Consider the following 17,526-nt stretch of genomic DNA (forward strand, 5'->3'; position numbering starts at 1 on the left):
TTGCTGCGCTGCGATAAATACAAGCGGCTGGCTCCCTATACTGATAAGAACTAATGTTTTCCTTCCTCGTGAGCTTTGTCGCGTCTGCACTGTTGACCTTGTGGGTCATCAAGGAAGTGCGGCTGCATGGCCCGGCGCTGGACACCGATTTCAATGGCGTGCAAAAAGTGCACGTGCATCACGTGGCCCGCATTGGCGGCCTGTCGATTTTCCTGGCGGTGGCGCTGAGCGCCTGCATTTCGGTGTGGCGTGTGCCCGCCATGACCAGCTGGATGCTGTGGCTGATGGTGTGCGCCGTGTTCGCCTTTGTCGGCGGCATTGTCGAAGACTATACCGGCAAGGTCAGCGCCGCGCGGCGCCTGCTGTTGACCATGTTTGCCGCCTTGCTCGGCTATTTCCTGCTGGACGCCCGCATCGACCGCATCGACTGGGTGGTGTCGGCCTGGCCGCTGCCCTATTTATGGCTGACCTTGCCACTGACCGTGCTGGCGGTGGCGGGCATCGCCAACGCCATTAATATCATCGACGGATTCAATGGCCTGGCCAGCGTGGTCACGATTTGCATGCTGCTGTCGCTCGGTTATGTCGCGCTGCAGGTCAATGATATGTTCGTGCTGGTGGCGGCGCTGATGGTGGCGGGGGCCACGGCCGGTTTCCTGATTTGGAATTACCCGGTCGGCCTGATTTTCCTGGGCGATGGCGGCGCGTACTTTATCGGCTTTATGTTAGGCGAATTGGCGCTGCTGCTGGTAATGCGTAATCCCCAAGTTTCTACTTGGTACGCAGTATTGCTATTAATATACCCCGCGTTTGAAACCCTGTTCAGCGTTTATCGCCGCCTGTTTATCCGCGGGAAATCGCCAGCCATGCCGGATGGTATCCATTTGCACAGCCTGATTTTCCGCCGCGTGGTGCAATGGGCCGTGGGCCGCAAGGATGCGCGCGCCCTGGTGCGCCGCAATTCCCTGACGTCGCCTTATTTGTGGATGTTTTCACTGATGGCGGTGATTCCCGCCACGGTATTCTGGCGCTACACCTGGGTGCTGATGCTGTTCTGCCTCTTATTTATTGCAAGTTATGTTTGGCTTTATGTGCGCATCGTGCGATTTAAAGCGCCGCGCTGGATGATTCGCCACAAGAAAAGCCATTGACGCAATTTCGTGTATATTTCCATACGTCGAACACAATAAAGGATAGAGAATATGGATCTGTCGAATTTGTCGTCTCCGGAATTGCGCAATCTGCAGGAACAGATTAAGCGCGAATTAAAGCAGCGCGAAGGCCAGGATAAGCAAAAGGCGCGCGAACAGATTTTTGCCATCTCGCAGCAGGTGGGCGTGCCGCTCAAGGAATTGCTGATCGGCTTCCCGGGCACCCGCAACAAGGGCGGCAAGGTCGAGGCGCGCTACCGCAACCCGGCCAATGCTGCTGAGCAGTGGACCGGCCGTGGCCGCCAGCCGAAATGGGTCAAGGATTGGGTGGACGCAGGCAAGTCGATGGACGGGCTGCGCATCTGATCGTTTCTAATCTTCACTTTACGTATTTTTATGGTTGCTCTTTCTAAATCCATCTTCAAAGCCTACGATATCCGCGGCATCATCGGTAAAACGCTGGACGCTGGCGTTGCCCGTTCGATCGGCCATGCTTTTGGCACGGCTGCCGCCGCCAAGGGGGAGCGCAGTGTCGTGATCGGCCGCGACGGCCGCCTGTCCGGCCCGGAACTGATCGCCGCCCTGGCGCAGGGCCTGCAGGCCGCCGGCATGGACGTGATCGACCTGGGCGTGGTGGCCACGCCGATGGTGTACTTCGGCACCCAGGTGCTGGACACCCGTTCCGGCATCATGGTCACCGGCAGCCATAACCCACCGGATTACAACGGCTTCAAGATGGTGCTGAAGGGCGAGGCCATCCACGGCGAAGCGATTACCGGCCTGTATAACGCGATTGAGGCAGGTTTGCTGCCGGCCGCGACGCCGGGCAAGTACGGCACCCACGATATCCGCGCCCAGTACCTGCAGCGCATCATCGGCGACGTGAAGATTGCGCGCCCGATCAAGATCGCGGTCGACTGCGGCAACGGCGTGGCCGGCGCCTTCGCGGGCGACCTGTATCGCGGCATGGGCTGCGAAGTGGTCGAGCTGTTCTGCGAAGTGGACGGCACTTTCCCGAACCACCACCCGGACCCGGCCCATCCTGAGAACCTGCAAGACCTGATCAAGGCGCTGCAGGATACCGATGCGGAAATCGGCCTGGCCTTCGACGGCGACGGCGACCGTCTGGGCATCGTCACCAAGGACGGCCAGATCATCTTCCCGGACCGCCAGATGATGCTGTTCGCGGAGGATGTGCTGTCGCGTAATCCCGGCGCGGAAATCCTGTACGACGTGAAGTGCACCCGCCACCTGGCGCCTTACATCGAGAAGGCCGGCGGCAAGCCGCTGATGTACAAGACCGGCCACTCGCTGGTGAAGGCCAAGCTCAAAGAAACCGGCGCACCGCTGGGCGGCGAGATGAGCGGCCATATCTTCTTCAAGGACCGCTGGTACGGCTTCGACGACGGCCTGTATGCCGGCGCGCGCATGCTGGAGATCCTGACCAGGCACGCCGACCCGTCCGCGCTGCTGAACGCACTGCCGAAGTCGGACAGCACTCCGGAACTGCACCTGCACCTGCATGAAGGCGAGAATTTCGCGCTGATGGCCAAGCTGGTGGCCGACGCCAAATTCCCTGGCAATGAGCGCATCATCGATATCGACGGCCTGCGCGTGGAGTACGCGGATGGCTTCGGCCTGGCGCGTTCGTCCAACACCACCCCGGTGATCGTGATGCGTTTCGAAGCCGAGTCGCCGGCCGCGCTGGCACGCATCCAGGGCCAGTTCCGCGACGTGATCCTGGCTGCCAAGCCTGACGCACAGCTGCCGTTCTGATGAATATCCTGCTGGTGCGCGTCTCCTCGCTGGGAGATGTGCTGCACAATATGCCCATCGTGGCTGACATCAAGCGCCACTTCCCGCATGCGAATATCGACTGGGTGGTGGAGGAGGGCTATGTCAGCCTGGTGCGCCTGAACCCGATGGTGCGCAATATCCTGCCGTGGGGCCTGCGCCGCTGGCGCAAGAGCCTGGGCAAGAAAGAGACGCGCGCCGAAATCGGCGCGTTCTTCAGCAAGCTGCGCGAAGTGGAATACGACTATGTGTTCGACACCCAGGGCCTGCTGAAGACCGGCATCATCATGGGCGCCGCGCGCGGCAAGCACAAGATCGGTCTGGCCAACGGCAGCGAAGGCTCGGGCTACGAAGGCATCTCGCGCATCTTTCACACCAAGAGCATTCCGCTGGATCCCCGCACGCACGCGGTGGCGCGCGGCCGCCTGGTGGTTGGCGCAGCGCTCGGCTTCAATGTGGATTACCCGGCCAATTTCGGCCTGCCGGAAGTGCCGGCCGGCGAGCCGCGTCCGGAGTGGATGGGCGCGGCGCCGTATGCCGTGTTCTTCCACGGCACCGCGCGCGACGCCAAGAAGTGGTCGCCGGCCAACTGGATCGAGCTCGGCAAGGCGCTGGCGCCGATGCCGGTGCTGCTGCCATGGGGCTCGGACAAGGAAAAGGCCGAAGCCGAAGCACTGGCCGCCGGCATCCCGAACGCGCGCGTGCTGCCCAAGCTGTCGATGGCCGACGCCGTCATGCTGGCGCGCCGCGCCGACCTGGCGGTGGGCGTCGATACGGGCCTGACCCATATCGCGGCAGCCTTCTCGCGCCCGGTGGTGGAAATCTACGCCGATTCGCCCCGCTGGAAGACCGAGGGCAACTGGTCGCCGCGCATCATCAACCTGGGCGATAAAGGCACGCCGCCCGGCGTGGCCGAAGTACTGGCCGCCGCCAGGAGCCTGCTCTGACCATGCGCCACTTCTATACCTTCATGTGGTGGCTGGCCTTGCCGCTGGTGCTGGGCCGCCTGTGGTGGCGCGGCCGCAAGGAGCCGGGCTACCGCGAGCACTGGGGCGAGCGTCTGGGCTTCTACGGCCCGCGCGCCGCCAACGACGAACCGATGACCCTGTGGGTGCATGCGGTATCGGTTGGCGAAACGCGCGCCGCCGAACCGCTGGTCGATGCGCTGCTGGCGAAGTACCCGCAGTCGCGCATCGTGCTGACCTGCATGACGCCGACCGGCCGCGCCACCGGCAAGAGCCTGTTCAGCAAGCATGGCGCGCGCGTGGTGCAGTCCTACCTGCCATACGACATGCCGCTGCTGGTGGGGCGTTTCATCCGCCATTTCGAGCCGCGCGTCTGCATCTTGATGGAGACGGAAGTGTGGCCCAACCTGATCCAGCAATGCCAGCGCGATAGCGTGCCGGTGGTGCTGGCCAATGCGCGCCTGAGCGAGCGTTCGCTGGGCAAGGCGCAGCGCCTGGGCAAGATGATCCGCGACGCCGCGCAAGGCATCACCCTGGTGGCGGCGCAGACCGACGCCGACGCGCTGCGCATCCGCGAACTGGGCGTGGCCAATGTCAGCGTCACCGGCAGCATCAAATTCGACGTGGTGATCCCGCAGGCGGCGCTGGCGACCGGCGCGCTGCTGCGCCAGCAGATCGGCATGCGTCCGGTATTCCTGTGCGCCAGCACGCGCGAAGGCGAGGAGGGCATGATCCTGGAGGCTTTCCAGGCATCGCGCGCCGCCTTGCCTGCGGACGTCCTGCTGCTGATCGTGCCGCGCCACCCGCAGCGCTTCGACGAAGTGGCCGCCATGGTGGCCGAACGCGGCCTGTCGCTGCAGCGCCGTTCGGCGCTGGCCGCGCCGGGCGCCGTGGTGGCGCCGGAAACCGAAGTGCTGCTGGGCGATTCGATGGGCGAGATGTTCGCCTATTACTCGGCCTGCGACGTGGCCTTCATCGGCGGCAGCCTGCAGCCGCTGGGCGGCCAGAACCTGATCGAACCGGCGGCCTTGGGCAAGCCGGTCATCGTCGGCGAGCATACTTTCAATTTCGCCCAGGCGACCGAAGACTGCTTGCAGCAGGGCGGCGCGGTACGCATCCACAACAGCGACGGCTTGATCCGGCAGGCTGCGATCCTGCTGGCCGACAGCAAATCGCGCGCCGAGATGGGTGCCCACGCGCTGACCTTTGCCAACACCCACCGCGGCGCGACCGCACGCACGATTGCACTACTTCCAGACTTGAAGTGACAAATGTCATGCGCAAGTCATGGCAATTCATTCTGGTGCGCGGGGCCCGCGCACCGGATACTGCGGTTACTGACCACAAGGAGACCGCAATGCAAACGTTCCACAAGCTGATCGTCGCCGCCAGCCTGTCCTGCGCCCTGCCGGCAATGGCTGCCGAAACCACCTTGATCAAGGACGTCCGCGTATTCGACGGACAGAAGGTGCATGCCAAGCGCAGCGTGCTGCTGGAAGGCGGCAAGATCGCCAGTGCCGATTTCAAAGGTGCGGTGCCCGCCGGCGCCAAGTTGATTGACGGCACCGGCCGCACCCTGATGCCCGGCATGATCGATTCCCACGTCCACGCCTACCGCCTGCAGGAGCTGCCGCTGCTGTTCGGCGTAACGACCCAGATCGACATGTTCATGCCGGTGACGGAAATGCAGAACGTCCAGCGCCGCATGGCAAAGGGCGAGAACCAGGCCTCCACCGACATCTTCACGGCCGGCATGCTGGCCACCGCGCCGGGCGGCCATGGCGCCGAATATGCCGTGGCGGTGTCGACCCTGACTTCGCCGGCCGAGGCGCAAGCCTGGGTCGATGCGCGTATCGCCGAAGGTTCCAACTTCATCAAGATCATCATGGAGGATGGCAGCAATATCGGTAAGCGCAAGTTCAATTCGCTCGATGCGGCCACCGTCAAATCGCTGATTGACGCCGCGCACAAGCGCGGCAAGCTGGCGGTGGTGCACATCTCCACGCTTGCAGACGCGCGCGCCGCGCTGCAAATGGGCGCCGATGGCCTGGTGCACCTGTTCAATGCCGATGCCATCAGCGACGCCGACCTGAAAGCCTTCACCAAGCTGGCACGCGAGCGCAAAGCCTTCATCATCCCGACCTTCAGCGTGATGGAAAGCCTGGCGGGCCTGCGCGCCAGGGACATCATCGAGGACAAGTCGCTGAATGCCCTGCTGGACAAAGCCATGATGGCCCCCCTGAACAACACCTACGGTGCCGAGCCGGCTCCGCAGCGCATGACGGCGCCCAACGCGATCGTGGCGGCGCTGCACAAGGCTGGCGTACCGCTGCTGGCCGGTACCGACGCGGGCAATGCGGGTACCCAGTACGGCGTGAGCATGCACCACGAAATGCTGTCCATGACCAAGGCCGGCATGACGCCGCTGGCGGTGCTGGCGTCGGCCACCTCGGTGCCGGCCAAGGCATTCAAACTGGGCCAGCGCGGCCAGGTGGCCAACGGCTTCAAGGCCGACTTGGTGCTGGTGGAAGGCGACCCGACCACCGATATCCTGGCCACGCGCCGCATCGTGGAAGTGTGGAAGGATGGCGAGCTGGTTTCGCCGGCGCGCGCCAAACAGCAGGAACTGGTGGCGCAAGAATTGAGCCGCAAGAGCGTGCCGCTGGTGCTGCCGGCCGATGGCCGTATCAGCCTGTTCACCAAAGAAAAATTGGCCAGCCCGTTCGGCACCGGCTGGATGCCTGCCAACGACTCCTTCCTGGGTGGTAAATCGACGGTGAAGGTCGAATACGCCGAAGAGGCGGCGGTGACCGTGAGCGCCAACGTGCAGGCAGGCTTCGCCTACCCGTGGGCCGGCCTGGCTTTCATTCCCGGCCACGGTCAGATGGGCGCCGCAGACCTGAGCAACGCCAAGGTGCTGCGCTTCCGCGTCAAAGGCGATGGCAAACGCTATGTGGTGGCCATCATGTCGAAGGCGGGGCAGATCCCGGTCAACGTGCCGTTCGAAGCTGGCGCCGAGTGGGCGGAAGTCAGCCTGCCGCTGGCCGGTTTCAAGGGCGTCGATGCCAGCGCGATTACAATGATTGCTTTTAATGCAGGGCCGCAGACGGGCGAGTACAAGTTCCAGCTCGCCGACGTGCGCCTGATGCCGCAATAAGGAAGCCATGTTGGAGAAGTTCAAGCGACTGCTGGCAGGACCGTTGGTGCCGCCCTTCATGGGCAAGGGACCTTATCTCTGGCTGCTGTCGCTGAACTTCCTGTTCTGGAAGTACCTGGGCGGATTGCCGTCGCCGTTCGAGGCGGCCATGCTGGCGCTGTCGCTGTTGGTGTTCCTGCCCCTGTATTTCGCAACGTTCTGGCTGTACGACCGCCGCGTGGTGCTGCTGATCGCCGGCATGTTCTGCCTGGGTGCTGCATGGGCGCCGTACAATTTCGGCGCCGGCACCTTCATCATCTTTGGCTGCGCGGCCTGCGCTGCGTTCGAAAAGTCACGCCACGGCTACCTGATGCTGGCGCTGGTGCTGGCGGCGGCGCTGGGCTTTGCCGGGGCCACCGGCCTGCCGCGCGGGTTCATCGTGTCCATCATGGCGGTGGGCGTCCCAGTCGGTATCGCCAGCATCATGGATGGCCGGCTGCGCCGTTTCAATATGCAGCTGCTGCGCAAGCAGGAGGAAGTCGAGCATATGGCCCGCATCGCAGAACGCGAACGCATTTCGCGCGACCTGCACGACCTGCTGGGCCACACGCTGTCGCTGATCGCCATCAAGGCCGAACTGGCGGGGCGCCTGCTGGAGCGCGACACCGCCGCCACCGCCAGGGAGATCAAGGATATCGAAACCACCGCCCGCCACGCGCTGGCCGAAGTGCGCAGCGCCGTCAGCGGCTATCGCCAGACCGGCTTTGTGCAGGAGCTGGCGCAGGCACGTGCCGCCCTGGCCGCTGCCGACGTGCAGCTGGAGGCAGATGTGCAGTCCTTCGCCATGCCCGCCACGGCGGAGAACGTGCTGGCGCTGGCACTGCGCGAAGCGGTCACCAATATCCTGCGCCACGCCAGCGCCACACGGTGCCAGGTCAGCGTGCGGCAGGAGGGCGGCCAGATCGTCTGCCATATCAGCGACGACGGCCGCGCTCCGGTCGACCGCGAAGCCCTGGCGCGCGGCAATGGCCTGCGTGGGATGCGCGAGCGTGTGGCTGCTGCCGGCGGGCGCCTGACCCTGAACGCCGGCAGCGGGTTGTCGCTGGAACTGTATTTGCCGATGGGAGCTGTTGCATGATCCGCGTATTGATCGCAGAAGACCAGTCGATGGTGCTGGGTGCGCTGGCCGCGCTGCTCAAGCTGGAACCCGACCTCGACGTCGTCGGCCAGGCCCGCAACGGCCAGGAAGCGCTGGCCCGGTGCGAAGAGCTGCGCCCCGACATCCTGCTGACCGACATTGAAATGCCGCTGATGACCGGCCTTGAGCTGGCCGCAGCGCTGGGTGAGCGCGGCGCCGCGACGCGCGTGGTGATCGTCACCACCTTTGCCCGCTCCGGCTACCTGCGCCGCGCCATGGCGGCCGGCGTGCGCGGCTACCTGCTGAAGGACGCCCCGTCCGAATCGCTGGCCGCCGCCATCCGCAGCGTACACGCCGGCGGCCGCGCTATCGCCCCCGAGCTGGCGCTGGAAAGCTGGAGCGGCGGCGAAGATCCATTGAGCGAACGCGAACGCCAGGTGCTGCGCCTGGCCGGCGAAGGCCGCAGCGGCGCCGAAATCGCCAGGCAACTGAGCCTGTCCGAAGGTACCGTGCGCAATTACCTGTCCGAAGCAATCAGCAAGCTCAACGCCGGCAACCGGGTGGAAGCCTTCCGCCTCGCCCGCGAAGCCGGCTGGCTTTAAGTAAATAGCGGCGGCAGTTCGGCGGCGCGTTTGCGCAGGAGCTGCTTGGCTTCCTCGTATTGCGGGTAGATGCGGCCGACGTTGGCCCAGAAGCGCGGGCTGTGGTTCATTTCGAGGATGTGCGCCAGCTCGTGCGCGGCGACGTAGTCGATCAGCGGCAGCGAGAAGTGGATCAGCTTCCAGTTCAGGCGGATGGTGCGCTGCGCCGTGCAGGAGCCCCAGCGTGTGTCGGCGGACGACAGCGAGAAGCCGGCGTACTGCACGCCCAGGCGCGCCGCGTACAGGTCCAGGCGCTGCTGGAACAGGCCTTCGGCCTGTGCCTTATACCAGTTCTTCACGCGCTCCTTGAGCAGCTGTTCGGTCGCGCCCTGCACCAAGCCCATGGAAAGCTCCATCGAGACCGGATCGAACTCGGTGCGGTTGCGCGGCGCATGGTACAGGCGCAGGGTGATTTCGCCACCCAGGTAGGGCAGCTTGGCGCCGTCGTCCCACACGATGGGAGGCTTCTCCAGCCGCGCGGCGCGGCGCTGGCGGCGCTCATCGAGCTTGGACAGGATCCAGTGCTGCTTGGCGCGGATGGCGTTGTCGATATCGGCCAGGGTGCAGCGCTTGGGCGCGGTGACATACAGGCCGGTATCGTCCACTGTAAAGCCGATCGAACGGCGGGTGGAGCGCTTCAGCACATATTCGAGGATGTATTCGCCGACAAGTAGTTGTCGCTTGTCCTGGTCGCCGGTGACGGGCGGGGAGACGGGATCGGGGCGGCGCAGTTGCACCGGAGGGCGCAGCAGGTTCACTGCCGCGGGAGCGGGAACGGGAAACGGGGACGAAGGCGCGGCCGCTGGCGGCGGCGCCTCCTGTTGCGCTTCAGCCTTTTCGGCTAGCCAGCGCTGTAGGCGTGGGGCGAAATGACGCGCATTTCTGATTCGATCCACTGTTCCACCTGTTCCATGAGTTCGTCCGGGGTCCTGCCCTCAGCCGAAATCGGTTTGCCCACCGACACCGTGATGGTGCCAGGTCGCTTGATAAAGGAATTCTTTGGCCAGCATTCGCCGGAGTTCAGCGCGATCGGTACGACGGGCGTATTGGTTTCCACCGCCAGGCGCGTGCCGCCGCTCTTGTACTTACCCTGCGAACCGACGCGCGTACGCGTCCCTTCCGGGAACATGATAATCCATTGGCCGTCTTTCAGGCGGCGCTTGCCGTGCGCAACAACAGATTTGAATGCATTCTTGCCTTGCTTGCGGTCGATCGGGATCATGCGCAGCAGTGCGATGCCCCAGCCGAAGAAGGGGATGTACAGAATTTCTTTTTTAAATACAAACACCAGCGGGCGTGGCAGATTCGCCAGCAGGAAGATGGTTTCCCACGCCGACTGGTGTTTGGACAGGATGATGGCAGGGCTGTCCGGGAAGTTCTCGTAGCCCTTGAACTGGTAGTTAATGCCGCAGATCCACTTGGCGCACCAGATCATGAAGACATTCCAGCGCGAAGTGACGTAATAGCGTTTGTTGTATGGCAGCGGCGCTGCCAGCATGCAGACTCCCGACCAAATGACGGTGGCGACCACCATCAGCAACATGAACACGAGGGAACGCAGGAACGGAACGATATTACGCAACGACAGTCTCCAGGATTATTCGGATTTCAAAATATGATCGACGGTGGCCGCCAGGTCGGGGAAGACCCGCGTACCGGGCGGCAGGCCGCCGGTGGCATTGGTCTTCTCGCCTTTGCCGGTCAACACCAGGAAGGGCACGCAGCCGCTGTTGAAGCCCGCTTGCAGGTCGCGCAGCGAGTCGCCCACGGTCGGCACGCCTTTCAGGCTGATTTCGAAGCGTTTCGAAATTTCCGTGAACATGCCGGGCTTCGGCTTGCGGCAGTCGCAATTGTCGGCCGCCGCGTGCGGGCAGAAGAAGATGGCGTCGATGTCGGCGCCAACCTGCTGCGCCAGGCGGTGCATCTTCTGGTGGATCGCGTTCAGGGTATTGATGTCGAAGTACTGGCGGGCGATGCCCGACTGGTTCGACGCAATCACCACGCGATACCCCGCCTGGTTCAGGCGGGCGATCGCTTCCAGCGAACCGGGGATGGGGATCCATTCCTCGGGGGACTTGATGAAGTCCGGCGAGTCGTGGTTGATGACCCCATCGCGGTCGAGGATGATCAGCTTTTGCAGTGCTTGCGGCATATCAGGCGGCCAGCTTGGAGATGTCCGCGACGCGGTTCATCATGCCGTGCAGGGAAGACAGCAGCGCCAGGCGGTTGTTGCGCAGCGCGATATCTTCGGCCATCACCATCACGTCGTTGAAGAAGGCGTCGACTTCTTCCTTCAGCTGCGCCAGGGTCTTCAGGGTGGCAGTGAAGTCGCCCTTGGCCCATGCCGCATCCACTTCCGGCGCTACGCGGCCCATGGCGGCGTGCAGGGCCTTCTCGGCTGCGTCCTGCAGCAGTTCGGCCTTGACGGTGGTGGCTTGCGCCAGCGCTTCTTCGTTCTTCTTCAGGATGTTGGTGATGCGCTTGTTGGCGCCGGCCAGCGAGACCGATTCCGGCAGGGCGGCGAAGGCTTGCACGGCCTCCAGGCGCTGCACGATGTCGTCCAGGCGGTCAGGGTTCTGCGCCACCACCGCTTCGATCTCGTTCACGCTGAAGCCGCGCTCGCGCAGCATGCCGCGCAAGCGGTCCATCATGAAGGCGGTGACTTCGGCGGTCGGGTCCTTGAAGTTCGGCACGGCCACGAACTGCGCGACGGCGTCGCCCAGCAGCGCCGAGATGGCCAGCGGCAGGCGCTTTTCGACCAGCATGCGCAGCACGCCCAGGGCGTGGCGGCGCAGTGCGAACGGGTCCTTGTCGCCGGTCGGCTGCAGGCCGATGGCCCAGATGCCGACCAGTGTTTCCACCTTGTCCGCCAGCGCCACGGCGGTGCCGGTGGTGGTGGACGGGAGGTTGTCGCCGGCGAAGCGCGGCTGGTAATGCTCGGAAGCGGCCAGCGCGACTTCTTCATGCTCGCCGTCGTGGCGCGCATAGTAGGTGCCCATGATGCCTTGCAGCTCAGGGAACTCGCCCACCATATCGGTCAGCAGGTCGGCCTTGGACAGGCGTGCGGCGCGCTCGGCCAGCGCCTTGTCGCCGCCGATGCGGCCCGCGATGGCGGCTGCCAGCGAGGTGACGCGCTCGGAGCGCTCGGCCTGGGTGCCCAGCTTGTTGTGGTAGACCACGTTCTTCAGCAGCGGCAGGCGCGATTCCAGCGACTTCTTCTTGTCCTGCTCGAAGAAGAACTTGGCGTCGGACAGGCGCGGGCGCACCACGCGCTCGTTGCCGCCGATGATGGCGGCCGGGGTGTCAGTCGCGATGTTCGACACGATCAGGAAGCGCGAGCGCAGCTTGCCGTTGGCGTCGGTCAGGGCGAAGTATTTCTGGTTGGTCTGCATGGTGAGGATCAGGCATTCCTGCGGCACGGCCAGGAACTCTTCCTCGAAGTGGCATTCGTACACCACGGGCCATTCGACCAGGGAGGCCACTTCTTCCAGCAGCGCTTCCGGCATCAGCACCTGGTCGGCGCCGGCCCTGGCCAGCAGCGCGGAGCGGATGGCGTCCTTGCGCGCGTCGAAGCCTGCGACGACCTTGCCCGCTTCGGCCAGGGTGGCGGCGTAGGACTCGGCGTCGGCGATGGTGACTTCGCGCTTGCCTGGTGCGGTCAGGAAGCGATGGCCTTCGGTCTTGTTGGCGGCGGTCAGGCCCAGCAGGGTCAGTGGCAGCACGGTGGCGCCATGCAGGGCGATCAGCGCGTGGGCTGGACGCACGAACTGCACGGTCTCGCCGTCCGGGCGCTGGTAGCTCATGACCTTAGGGATCGGCAGCTTGGCGATGGTTTCTTCCAGCGCGGCCTGGGCGCCCGCTTGCAGGGCGGAGCCGGCGGCCAGTTTGGTGTAGAAGAAGCTTTCGGCCTTGCCGTCCTGGGCGCGCTCCATATCGGCCACGCCGATGTGCGACAGGCCCATGGCGGCCAGCTTCTTGGTCAGCGGCGCGGTGGCGTTGCCGTCGGCGTCCAGTGCGATGGAAACCGGCAGGATCTTTTCGCGTACCTGCTTGTCCGGCGAGGTGGCGCGCACCTTGGTGATGGACACGGCCAGGCGGCGCGGGGTGGCGTAGGTGGTGGCGACGCTGTCTTCTTCCAGGAAGTCGCGCGCTTTCAGGCCGTTGACGATGCCGGTGGCGAAAGCGGCGCCCAGCTTGGACAGGGCTTTCGGCGGCAGTTCTTCGGTCAGCAGTTCGATGAGCAGGGTCTGATTCATGTTCGGTATTCTTTTATTTGGCGACCATCGGGAAGCCGAGGCGTTCGCGGGACTCGTAGTAGGCCTGGGCGACCATGCGCGACAGGTTGCGCACGCGGCCGATGTAGGCGGCGCGCTCGGTCACGGAGATGGCGCCACGGGCGTCCAGCATGTTGAAGCTGTGCGAGGCTTTCATGATCTGCTCGTAGGCCGGCAGGGTCAGTTGCAGCTCGATCAGGCGCTTGGCTTCGGATTCGTGGTTGGCGAATTGGGCGAACAGCAGTTCGGTGTTGGCGTGCTCGAAGTTGTAGGTCGACTGCTCCACTTCGTTCTGGTGGAATACGTCGCCGTACTTGAGTTGTTTTTTAACGCCGTTCTCTTCCCACTCGGTCCAGACCAGGTCGTAGACGTTTTCCACGCCTTGCAGGTACATCGCCAGGCGTTCGACGCCGTAGGTGATCTCGCCCAGCACCGGCTTGCAATCGAGGCCGCCGACTTGCTGGAAGTAGGTGAACTGGGTGACTTCCATGCCGTTCAGCCAGACTTCCCAGCCCAGGCCCCAGGCGCCCAGGGTTGGGCTTTCCCAGTCGTCTTCCACGAAGCGCACGTCGTTCTGTTTGAGGTCCAGGCCGAGCGCGGCCAGGGAACCCAGGTACAGGTCCAGGATATTTTCCGGGGCTGGCTTCAGGACCACCTGGTACTGGTAGTAGTGCTGCAGGCGGTTCGGGTTTTCGCCGTAGCGGCCGTCTTTCGGGCGGCGCGATGGCTGCACATAGGCAGCGCGCCATGGCTCAGGGCCGATTGCGCGCAGGAAGGTGCCGGTGTGGAAGGTGCCCGCGCCGACTTCCATGTCGTACGGCTGGAGCAATGCGCAGCCCTGCTTGTCCCAGTAGGTTTGCAGGGTCAGGATGATTTGTTGAAATGTCAGCATCGTGTAGAGTTGGTAGCGCCTGGGCGCGAGCGTTATCGGTTCGCTAAAACGGCTCATTTTAGCGGGTTTTGCCGCGAACCTGTAGAGTTTCGCCCGCTCTGGCGCGGGTTTGATCCATATCAAAGCCGGTGCGCCGGGCCGGAACTGCCGCGCCGCAGCATCGTCCAAGCTCCATGGACACCATCAATGCCGATTACGATGCCGTGTGGAAGCAGGTCATCGCGCGCTATATCGTTGATTTTTCATCGTTTTTCCTTGGCGAAGCGTGGGAAGGTGCGCCCATGCCAGACAGTCTTGATGCCGAGCTCGCCAAATGCAGCCGCGACGGCCGGGTCGGCGTGCGCAGGGTCGACAAGCTGCTGCGCGCCGTTGGCCCGGATGGCGGGGATTGCCTCTGGCATATCGAAGTCCAGGCGGCCAGGCAGCGCGACTTTGCGGAGCACATGCTGGTTTGCCACTATCGCCTGCACGACCAATTCCGGCTCCCGGTGCGCAGCATCGCCATCCTGGGCGACCCGAGCCCGACCTGGCGCCCAGAGCGCATTCAGCTGGCTGCGGGGCACACGACGTTTTCGCTGGCGTTCGAGTCCTTCAAATTGCGTGATTTTGAAGACCAGCTAGCTGAATTGCTTCTCACCGACAACATCTGCGCCTGGCTGGTCGTGGCGCATCTGCTTACTTTGAGCACGCGCCGGGAACTTGGTGACCGCATGCTTGTCAAAAGCAGTTTGTTAACGGGATTGCGCGCATGCGGCTGGGAAGAGCAAAAGTTTCGGGATGCGTTTGATCTGATCAACTGGATGATGGCGCTGCCGAAAGCGTTGCAGGACGAGGTCGATAAGGGAGGGCAAAAAATGGCATGGAGATATATGTTTGAAGTCGCTGCCGCAGAACGTGGGCGGAAGCTGGGCCTGGAAGAGGGTCTGGAAGCGGGCCGAGAAGAGGGGCGTGAGGAGGGGAGGCTGGCGGGGATGCGGGCCTTGCTTTGCGCGCAGCTGGCGCAGCGGTTCGGGCAGGTCAGCGATGCGGTGCGGGGACGAGTGGAGGCGGGGACGCCGGAAGATCTGCAGCGCTGGTGCCTGGCGGTGGTGACCGCCAGGTCCATTGAGGAGGTGTTTTAGCCGCGTGGCTTGCGCGACCAGAGCCAGGCGCCGGCGATGGCCAGCGCGGCGAGGGCGAGGAACAGCTTGTTCTGCAGCTTGATGTACGGCGTGTCGCCCGACATGCCTTGCACCGTTGCGCTCAGCACGCCGGCTTGGCGGAGAGGCAGCGAGTGCACAACTTCGCCGCGCGGCGAGATCACCACTGTGGCGCCGGTATTGGTAGCGCTCAGCATCGGACGCCCAGTCTCCAGCGCGCGCATTTGCGACATCTGCAAATGCTGCGGGATGGCGATCGATTCACCATACCAGGCCAGCTCCGACACGTTCAGCATCACGGTGGCGCCGGTCAGCGAGATCTGTTCCGCGATCTCTTCGCCAAACACGTTCTCGTAGCAGATATTCGGCAGTACCTTCTGGTCCTTGACCGGGAACGGCGCCTGGATCGTCGCGCCGCGGGTCTGGTCGCCGAGCGGGATCTGCATCAGGTTGGTGAACCAGCGGAAGCCGGTCGGGATGAATTCGCCGAACGGCACCAGGTGGTGCTTGTCATAGCGGTAGGTATGGGCGGCCAGCGATGGCGGCAGACCCAGCACGCTATTCGAATATTCGGGGCCATTGGTCATCGGCATGCCCAGCACGATATGGCTGCCGGTACGGCGCGCGAACTGCCCGTAGGTGTCCAGGTAGCCAGGCGGCAGCTGCGATGGGAACAGCGGCACGCCGGTCTCCGGAATCGCAATCAGGTCCGCCGGAGCGGAGGTCACCACCTGCTGGTACATGCGCAAGGTATTGCCGATATGCTGGATATCGAATTTATTCTCCAGCGCGACATTGCCCTGCACCAGGCGCACCGACAGCGGCTGGCCGGATGGCGCAGTCCACTCCACGCGGCCAAGCCCAAAGCCGCCCACCCAGATGGCGGCAACCAGCGCAATCGCCTTGTAGCGGAAGGGATGCATCAGCAGCGGCAAGGCGCCGGCGGTGACTGCGGCCAGCCAGCTGATGCCGTACACGCCGAGTAGCGGCGCATAGCCCGCCAGCGGCGAAGTATTGTGGGCATAGCCCGCCGTCACCCAGGGGAAACCAGTGAACAGCCAGCCGCGCAGCATTTCGAAAGCCGCCCAGCAAGCCGGCAGCACCAGCAGCGTGGCAGCCGGCAGCGGCAACGGCCAGCGCTTGCGCAGCCAGGCCGTAGCGCCCATGGCGCCAGCGGCGTACAGTGCCATGGCGGCGGCCAGCAGCGCGATGGAAACCGCAGCCAATGGCGCCGGCATGCCGCCAAAGCGGTGGATCGCGACGTAAAGCCAATGGAAACCAGCCGCGCACCAGCCAAAGCCGAACGCCCAGCCCACCAGCGCCGCCGCGCGCACCGAATCCGCACGCAAAGCCTGATAGGTCAGCAGGGCCAGCGCGATAATCTGCAGCGGCCACCAGCCGAACGGCGCAAACGCAAATACGCCGATCGCGCCGGTGACGGCGGCGATCAGCATGCGGCTACGGGTGGAACGGGGCGCGGCAGGCGCTTCGCCTGCCTTGGTCTTACGCCAGCGCATCAGTCCTGCTCGTCCACGGAGGCCGGCAGTTTTTCAACCGTCAGCACATGGACCTGGCGCGCATCGGCGCGCAGCACTTCGAAGCGGAAGTTGGCGATGTCGAAGGTATCGCCCTTGTGTGGCATACGGCCCAGGTGCTTGGCCACCAGGCCGCCGATGGTGTCGACATCCTCGTCGGCCAGGTCGGCATCCAGCTCTTCGTTGAACTGTTCCAGCTCGGTCAGCGCCTTGATACGCCAGCGCGGGCCGATACGGCCTTCCTTGATGGAGAGGATATTGTCTTCTTCTTCGTCGAAATCGTATTCGTCCTCGATATCGCCGACGATCTGCTCCAGCACGTCCTCGATGGTAATGAGGCCGGCCACGCCGGAATACTCATCGACCACGATGGCCATATGGTTATGGTTGGCGCGGAAGTCGCGCAGCAGCACGTTCAGGCGTTTCGATTCCGGGATGAAGATGGCCGGGCGCAGCATATCGCGCACGTCGAATTCTTCTTCCGCGTAGTAGCGCAGCAGGTCCTTGGCCAGCAGGATGCCGACTACCTTGTCGCGCTCACCTTCGATGGCAGGGAAGCGCGAGTGGGCCGTTTCCAGCACCAGCGGAATCCATTCCTCGATCGGTTTGGTAATGTCGATGACATCCATCTGCGAGCGCGGGATCATGATGTCGCGCGCCGACAGGTCCGACACCTGGAACACGCCTTCGATCATCGACAGCGCATCGGCGTCGATCAGGTTGCGTTCATGGGCGTCGTGCAGGACTTCAAGCAGCTCCGAGCGGCTCTCGGGCTCAGGGGAAATCAGGGCGGTGAGTCGCTCGAACAGCGACCGGTGTGGTTTAGCGTCATTCCTGACGCTACTAGAGTGCTCTTGCATA

General features: G+C 63.9%; 16 protein-coding genes. 9 read left to right on the forward strand and 7 right to left on the reverse strand.

What is annotated here, in order from left to right:
- Positions 1 to 53: 53 nt before the first annotated feature.
- The 8 genes from AAHE99_RS10920 to AAHE99_RS10955 all read left to right on the forward strand — a co-directional run bounded on the left by AAHE99_RS10920 (position 54) and on the right by AAHE99_RS10955 (position 8,786).
- Positions 54 to 1,151, forward strand: coding sequence for an MraY family glycosyltransferase (locus tag AAHE99_RS10920; RefSeq protein ID WP_342117183.1), 1,098 nt, complete (start codon positions 54 to 56; stop codon positions 1,149 to 1,151).
- A 51-nt stretch (positions 1,152 to 1,202) separates the two neighbouring features.
- Positions 1,203 to 1,517 (forward strand): H-NS histone family protein, encoded by a 315-nt coding sequence (locus AAHE99_RS10925; protein WP_342117184.1) that lies wholly within the window; start codon positions 1,203 to 1,205, stop codon positions 1,515 to 1,517.
- A gap of 30 nt (positions 1,518 to 1,547) precedes the next feature.
- Positions 1,548 to 2,927, forward strand: a complete 1,380-nt coding sequence (locus tag AAHE99_RS10930) for a phosphomannomutase/phosphoglucomutase (RefSeq protein WP_342117186.1) — start codon at positions 1,548 to 1,550, stop codon at positions 2,925 to 2,927.
- The gene (gene waaC, locus AAHE99_RS10935) at positions 2,927 to 3,892 is read left to right on the forward strand and encodes a lipopolysaccharide heptosyltransferase I (protein WP_342117187.1); all 966 of its coding nucleotides are present in this window, start codon (positions 2,927 to 2,929) and stop codon (positions 3,890 to 3,892) included. Before AAHE99_RS10930 ends, waaC begins: the two co-directional genes overlap by 1 nt.
- Before the next feature lie 2 nt (positions 3,893 to 3,894).
- Positions 3,895 to 5,178, forward strand: coding sequence for a lipid IV(A) 3-deoxy-D-manno-octulosonic acid transferase (gene waaA, locus AAHE99_RS10940; protein ID WP_342117188.1), 1,284 nt, complete (start codon positions 3,895 to 3,897; stop codon positions 5,176 to 5,178).
- Positions 5,179 to 5,267: 89 nt separating this feature from the next.
- A complete protein-coding gene (locus tag AAHE99_RS10945; protein ID WP_342117189.1) occupies positions 5,268 to 7,067 on the forward strand; it encodes a CIA30 family protein in 1,800 nt (599 codons plus the stop codon).
- 7 nt (positions 7,068 to 7,074) lie between these two features.
- Entirely contained in the window at positions 7,075 to 8,184 is a 1,110-nt protein-coding gene (locus tag AAHE99_RS10950) for a sensor histidine kinase (RefSeq protein WP_342117192.1), read from the forward strand.
- A complete protein-coding gene (locus tag AAHE99_RS10955; RefSeq protein ID WP_342117194.1) occupies positions 8,181 to 8,786 on the forward strand; it encodes a response regulator transcription factor in 606 nt (201 codons plus the stop codon). Before AAHE99_RS10950 ends, AAHE99_RS10955 begins: the two co-directional genes overlap by 4 nt.
- Here the strand turns inward: AAHE99_RS10955 and AAHE99_RS10960 are convergent.
- The 5 genes from AAHE99_RS10960 to glyQ form a co-directional block, all read right to left on the reverse strand.
- The gene (locus AAHE99_RS10960) at positions 8,783 to 9,583 is read right to left on the reverse strand and encodes a M48 family metallopeptidase (protein WP_342117195.1); all 801 of its coding nucleotides are present in this window, start codon (positions 9,581 to 9,583) and stop codon (positions 8,783 to 8,785) included. The two genes, AAHE99_RS10955 and AAHE99_RS10960, sit on opposite strands and share 4 nt — an antisense overlap.
- 83 nt (positions 9,584 to 9,666) lie before the next feature.
- A complete protein-coding gene (locus tag AAHE99_RS10965; RefSeq protein WP_446728913.1) occupies positions 9,667 to 10,368 on the reverse strand; it encodes a lysophospholipid acyltransferase family protein in 702 nt (233 codons plus the stop codon).
- Between the two features lie 54 nt (positions 10,369 to 10,422).
- Complete coding sequence (gene gmhB, locus AAHE99_RS10970; protein WP_342117198.1) at positions 10,423 to 10,977, reverse strand: D-glycero-beta-D-manno-heptose 1,7-bisphosphate 7-phosphatase; 555 nt, start codon at positions 10,975 to 10,977, stop codon at positions 10,423 to 10,425.
- A 1-nt stretch (position 10,978) separates the two neighbouring features.
- Positions 10,979 to 13,081 (reverse strand): glycine--tRNA ligase subunit beta, encoded by a 2,103-nt coding sequence (glyS, locus tag AAHE99_RS10975; protein ID WP_342117200.1) that lies wholly within the window; start codon positions 13,079 to 13,081, stop codon positions 10,979 to 10,981.
- A 13-nt stretch (positions 13,082 to 13,094) separates the two neighbouring features.
- Positions 13,095 to 13,991, reverse strand: a complete 897-nt coding sequence (gene glyQ / locus AAHE99_RS10980) for a glycine--tRNA ligase subunit alpha (protein ID WP_342117202.1) — start codon at positions 13,989 to 13,991, stop codon at positions 13,095 to 13,097.
- A 173-nt stretch (positions 13,992 to 14,164) separates the two neighbouring features.
- Here glyQ and AAHE99_RS10985 point away from each other — a divergent pair, with 173 nt between their 5' ends.
- Positions 14,165 to 15,112 (forward strand): hypothetical protein, encoded by a 948-nt coding sequence (locus AAHE99_RS10985; RefSeq protein ID WP_342117204.1) that lies wholly within the window; start codon positions 14,165 to 14,167, stop codon positions 15,110 to 15,112.
- On the opposite strand, the gene lnt is transcribed toward AAHE99_RS10985, so the two are convergent.
- Both lnt and AAHE99_RS10995 read right to left on the reverse strand, forming a co-directional pair.
- Positions 15,109 to 16,647 carry an apolipoprotein N-acyltransferase gene (gene lnt / locus AAHE99_RS10990; RefSeq protein ID WP_342117206.1) on the reverse strand — a complete coding sequence of 513 codons (1,539 nt, stop codon included), beginning with the start codon at positions 16,645 to 16,647 and terminating at the stop codon, positions 15,109 to 15,111. The two genes, AAHE99_RS10985 and lnt, sit on opposite strands and share 4 nt — an antisense overlap.
- A complete protein-coding gene (locus AAHE99_RS10995; protein ID WP_342117265.1) occupies positions 16,647 to 17,525 on the reverse strand; it encodes an HlyC/CorC family transporter in 879 nt (292 codons plus the stop codon). Before AAHE99_RS10995 ends, lnt begins: the two co-directional genes overlap by 1 nt.
- Position 17,526: the final 1 nt, after the last annotated feature.

This window comes from Pseudoduganella sp. OTU4001 (assembly GCF_038440195.1).
Taxonomy (GTDB): domain Bacteria; phylum Pseudomonadota; class Gammaproteobacteria; order Burkholderiales; family Burkholderiaceae_D; genus Rugamonas.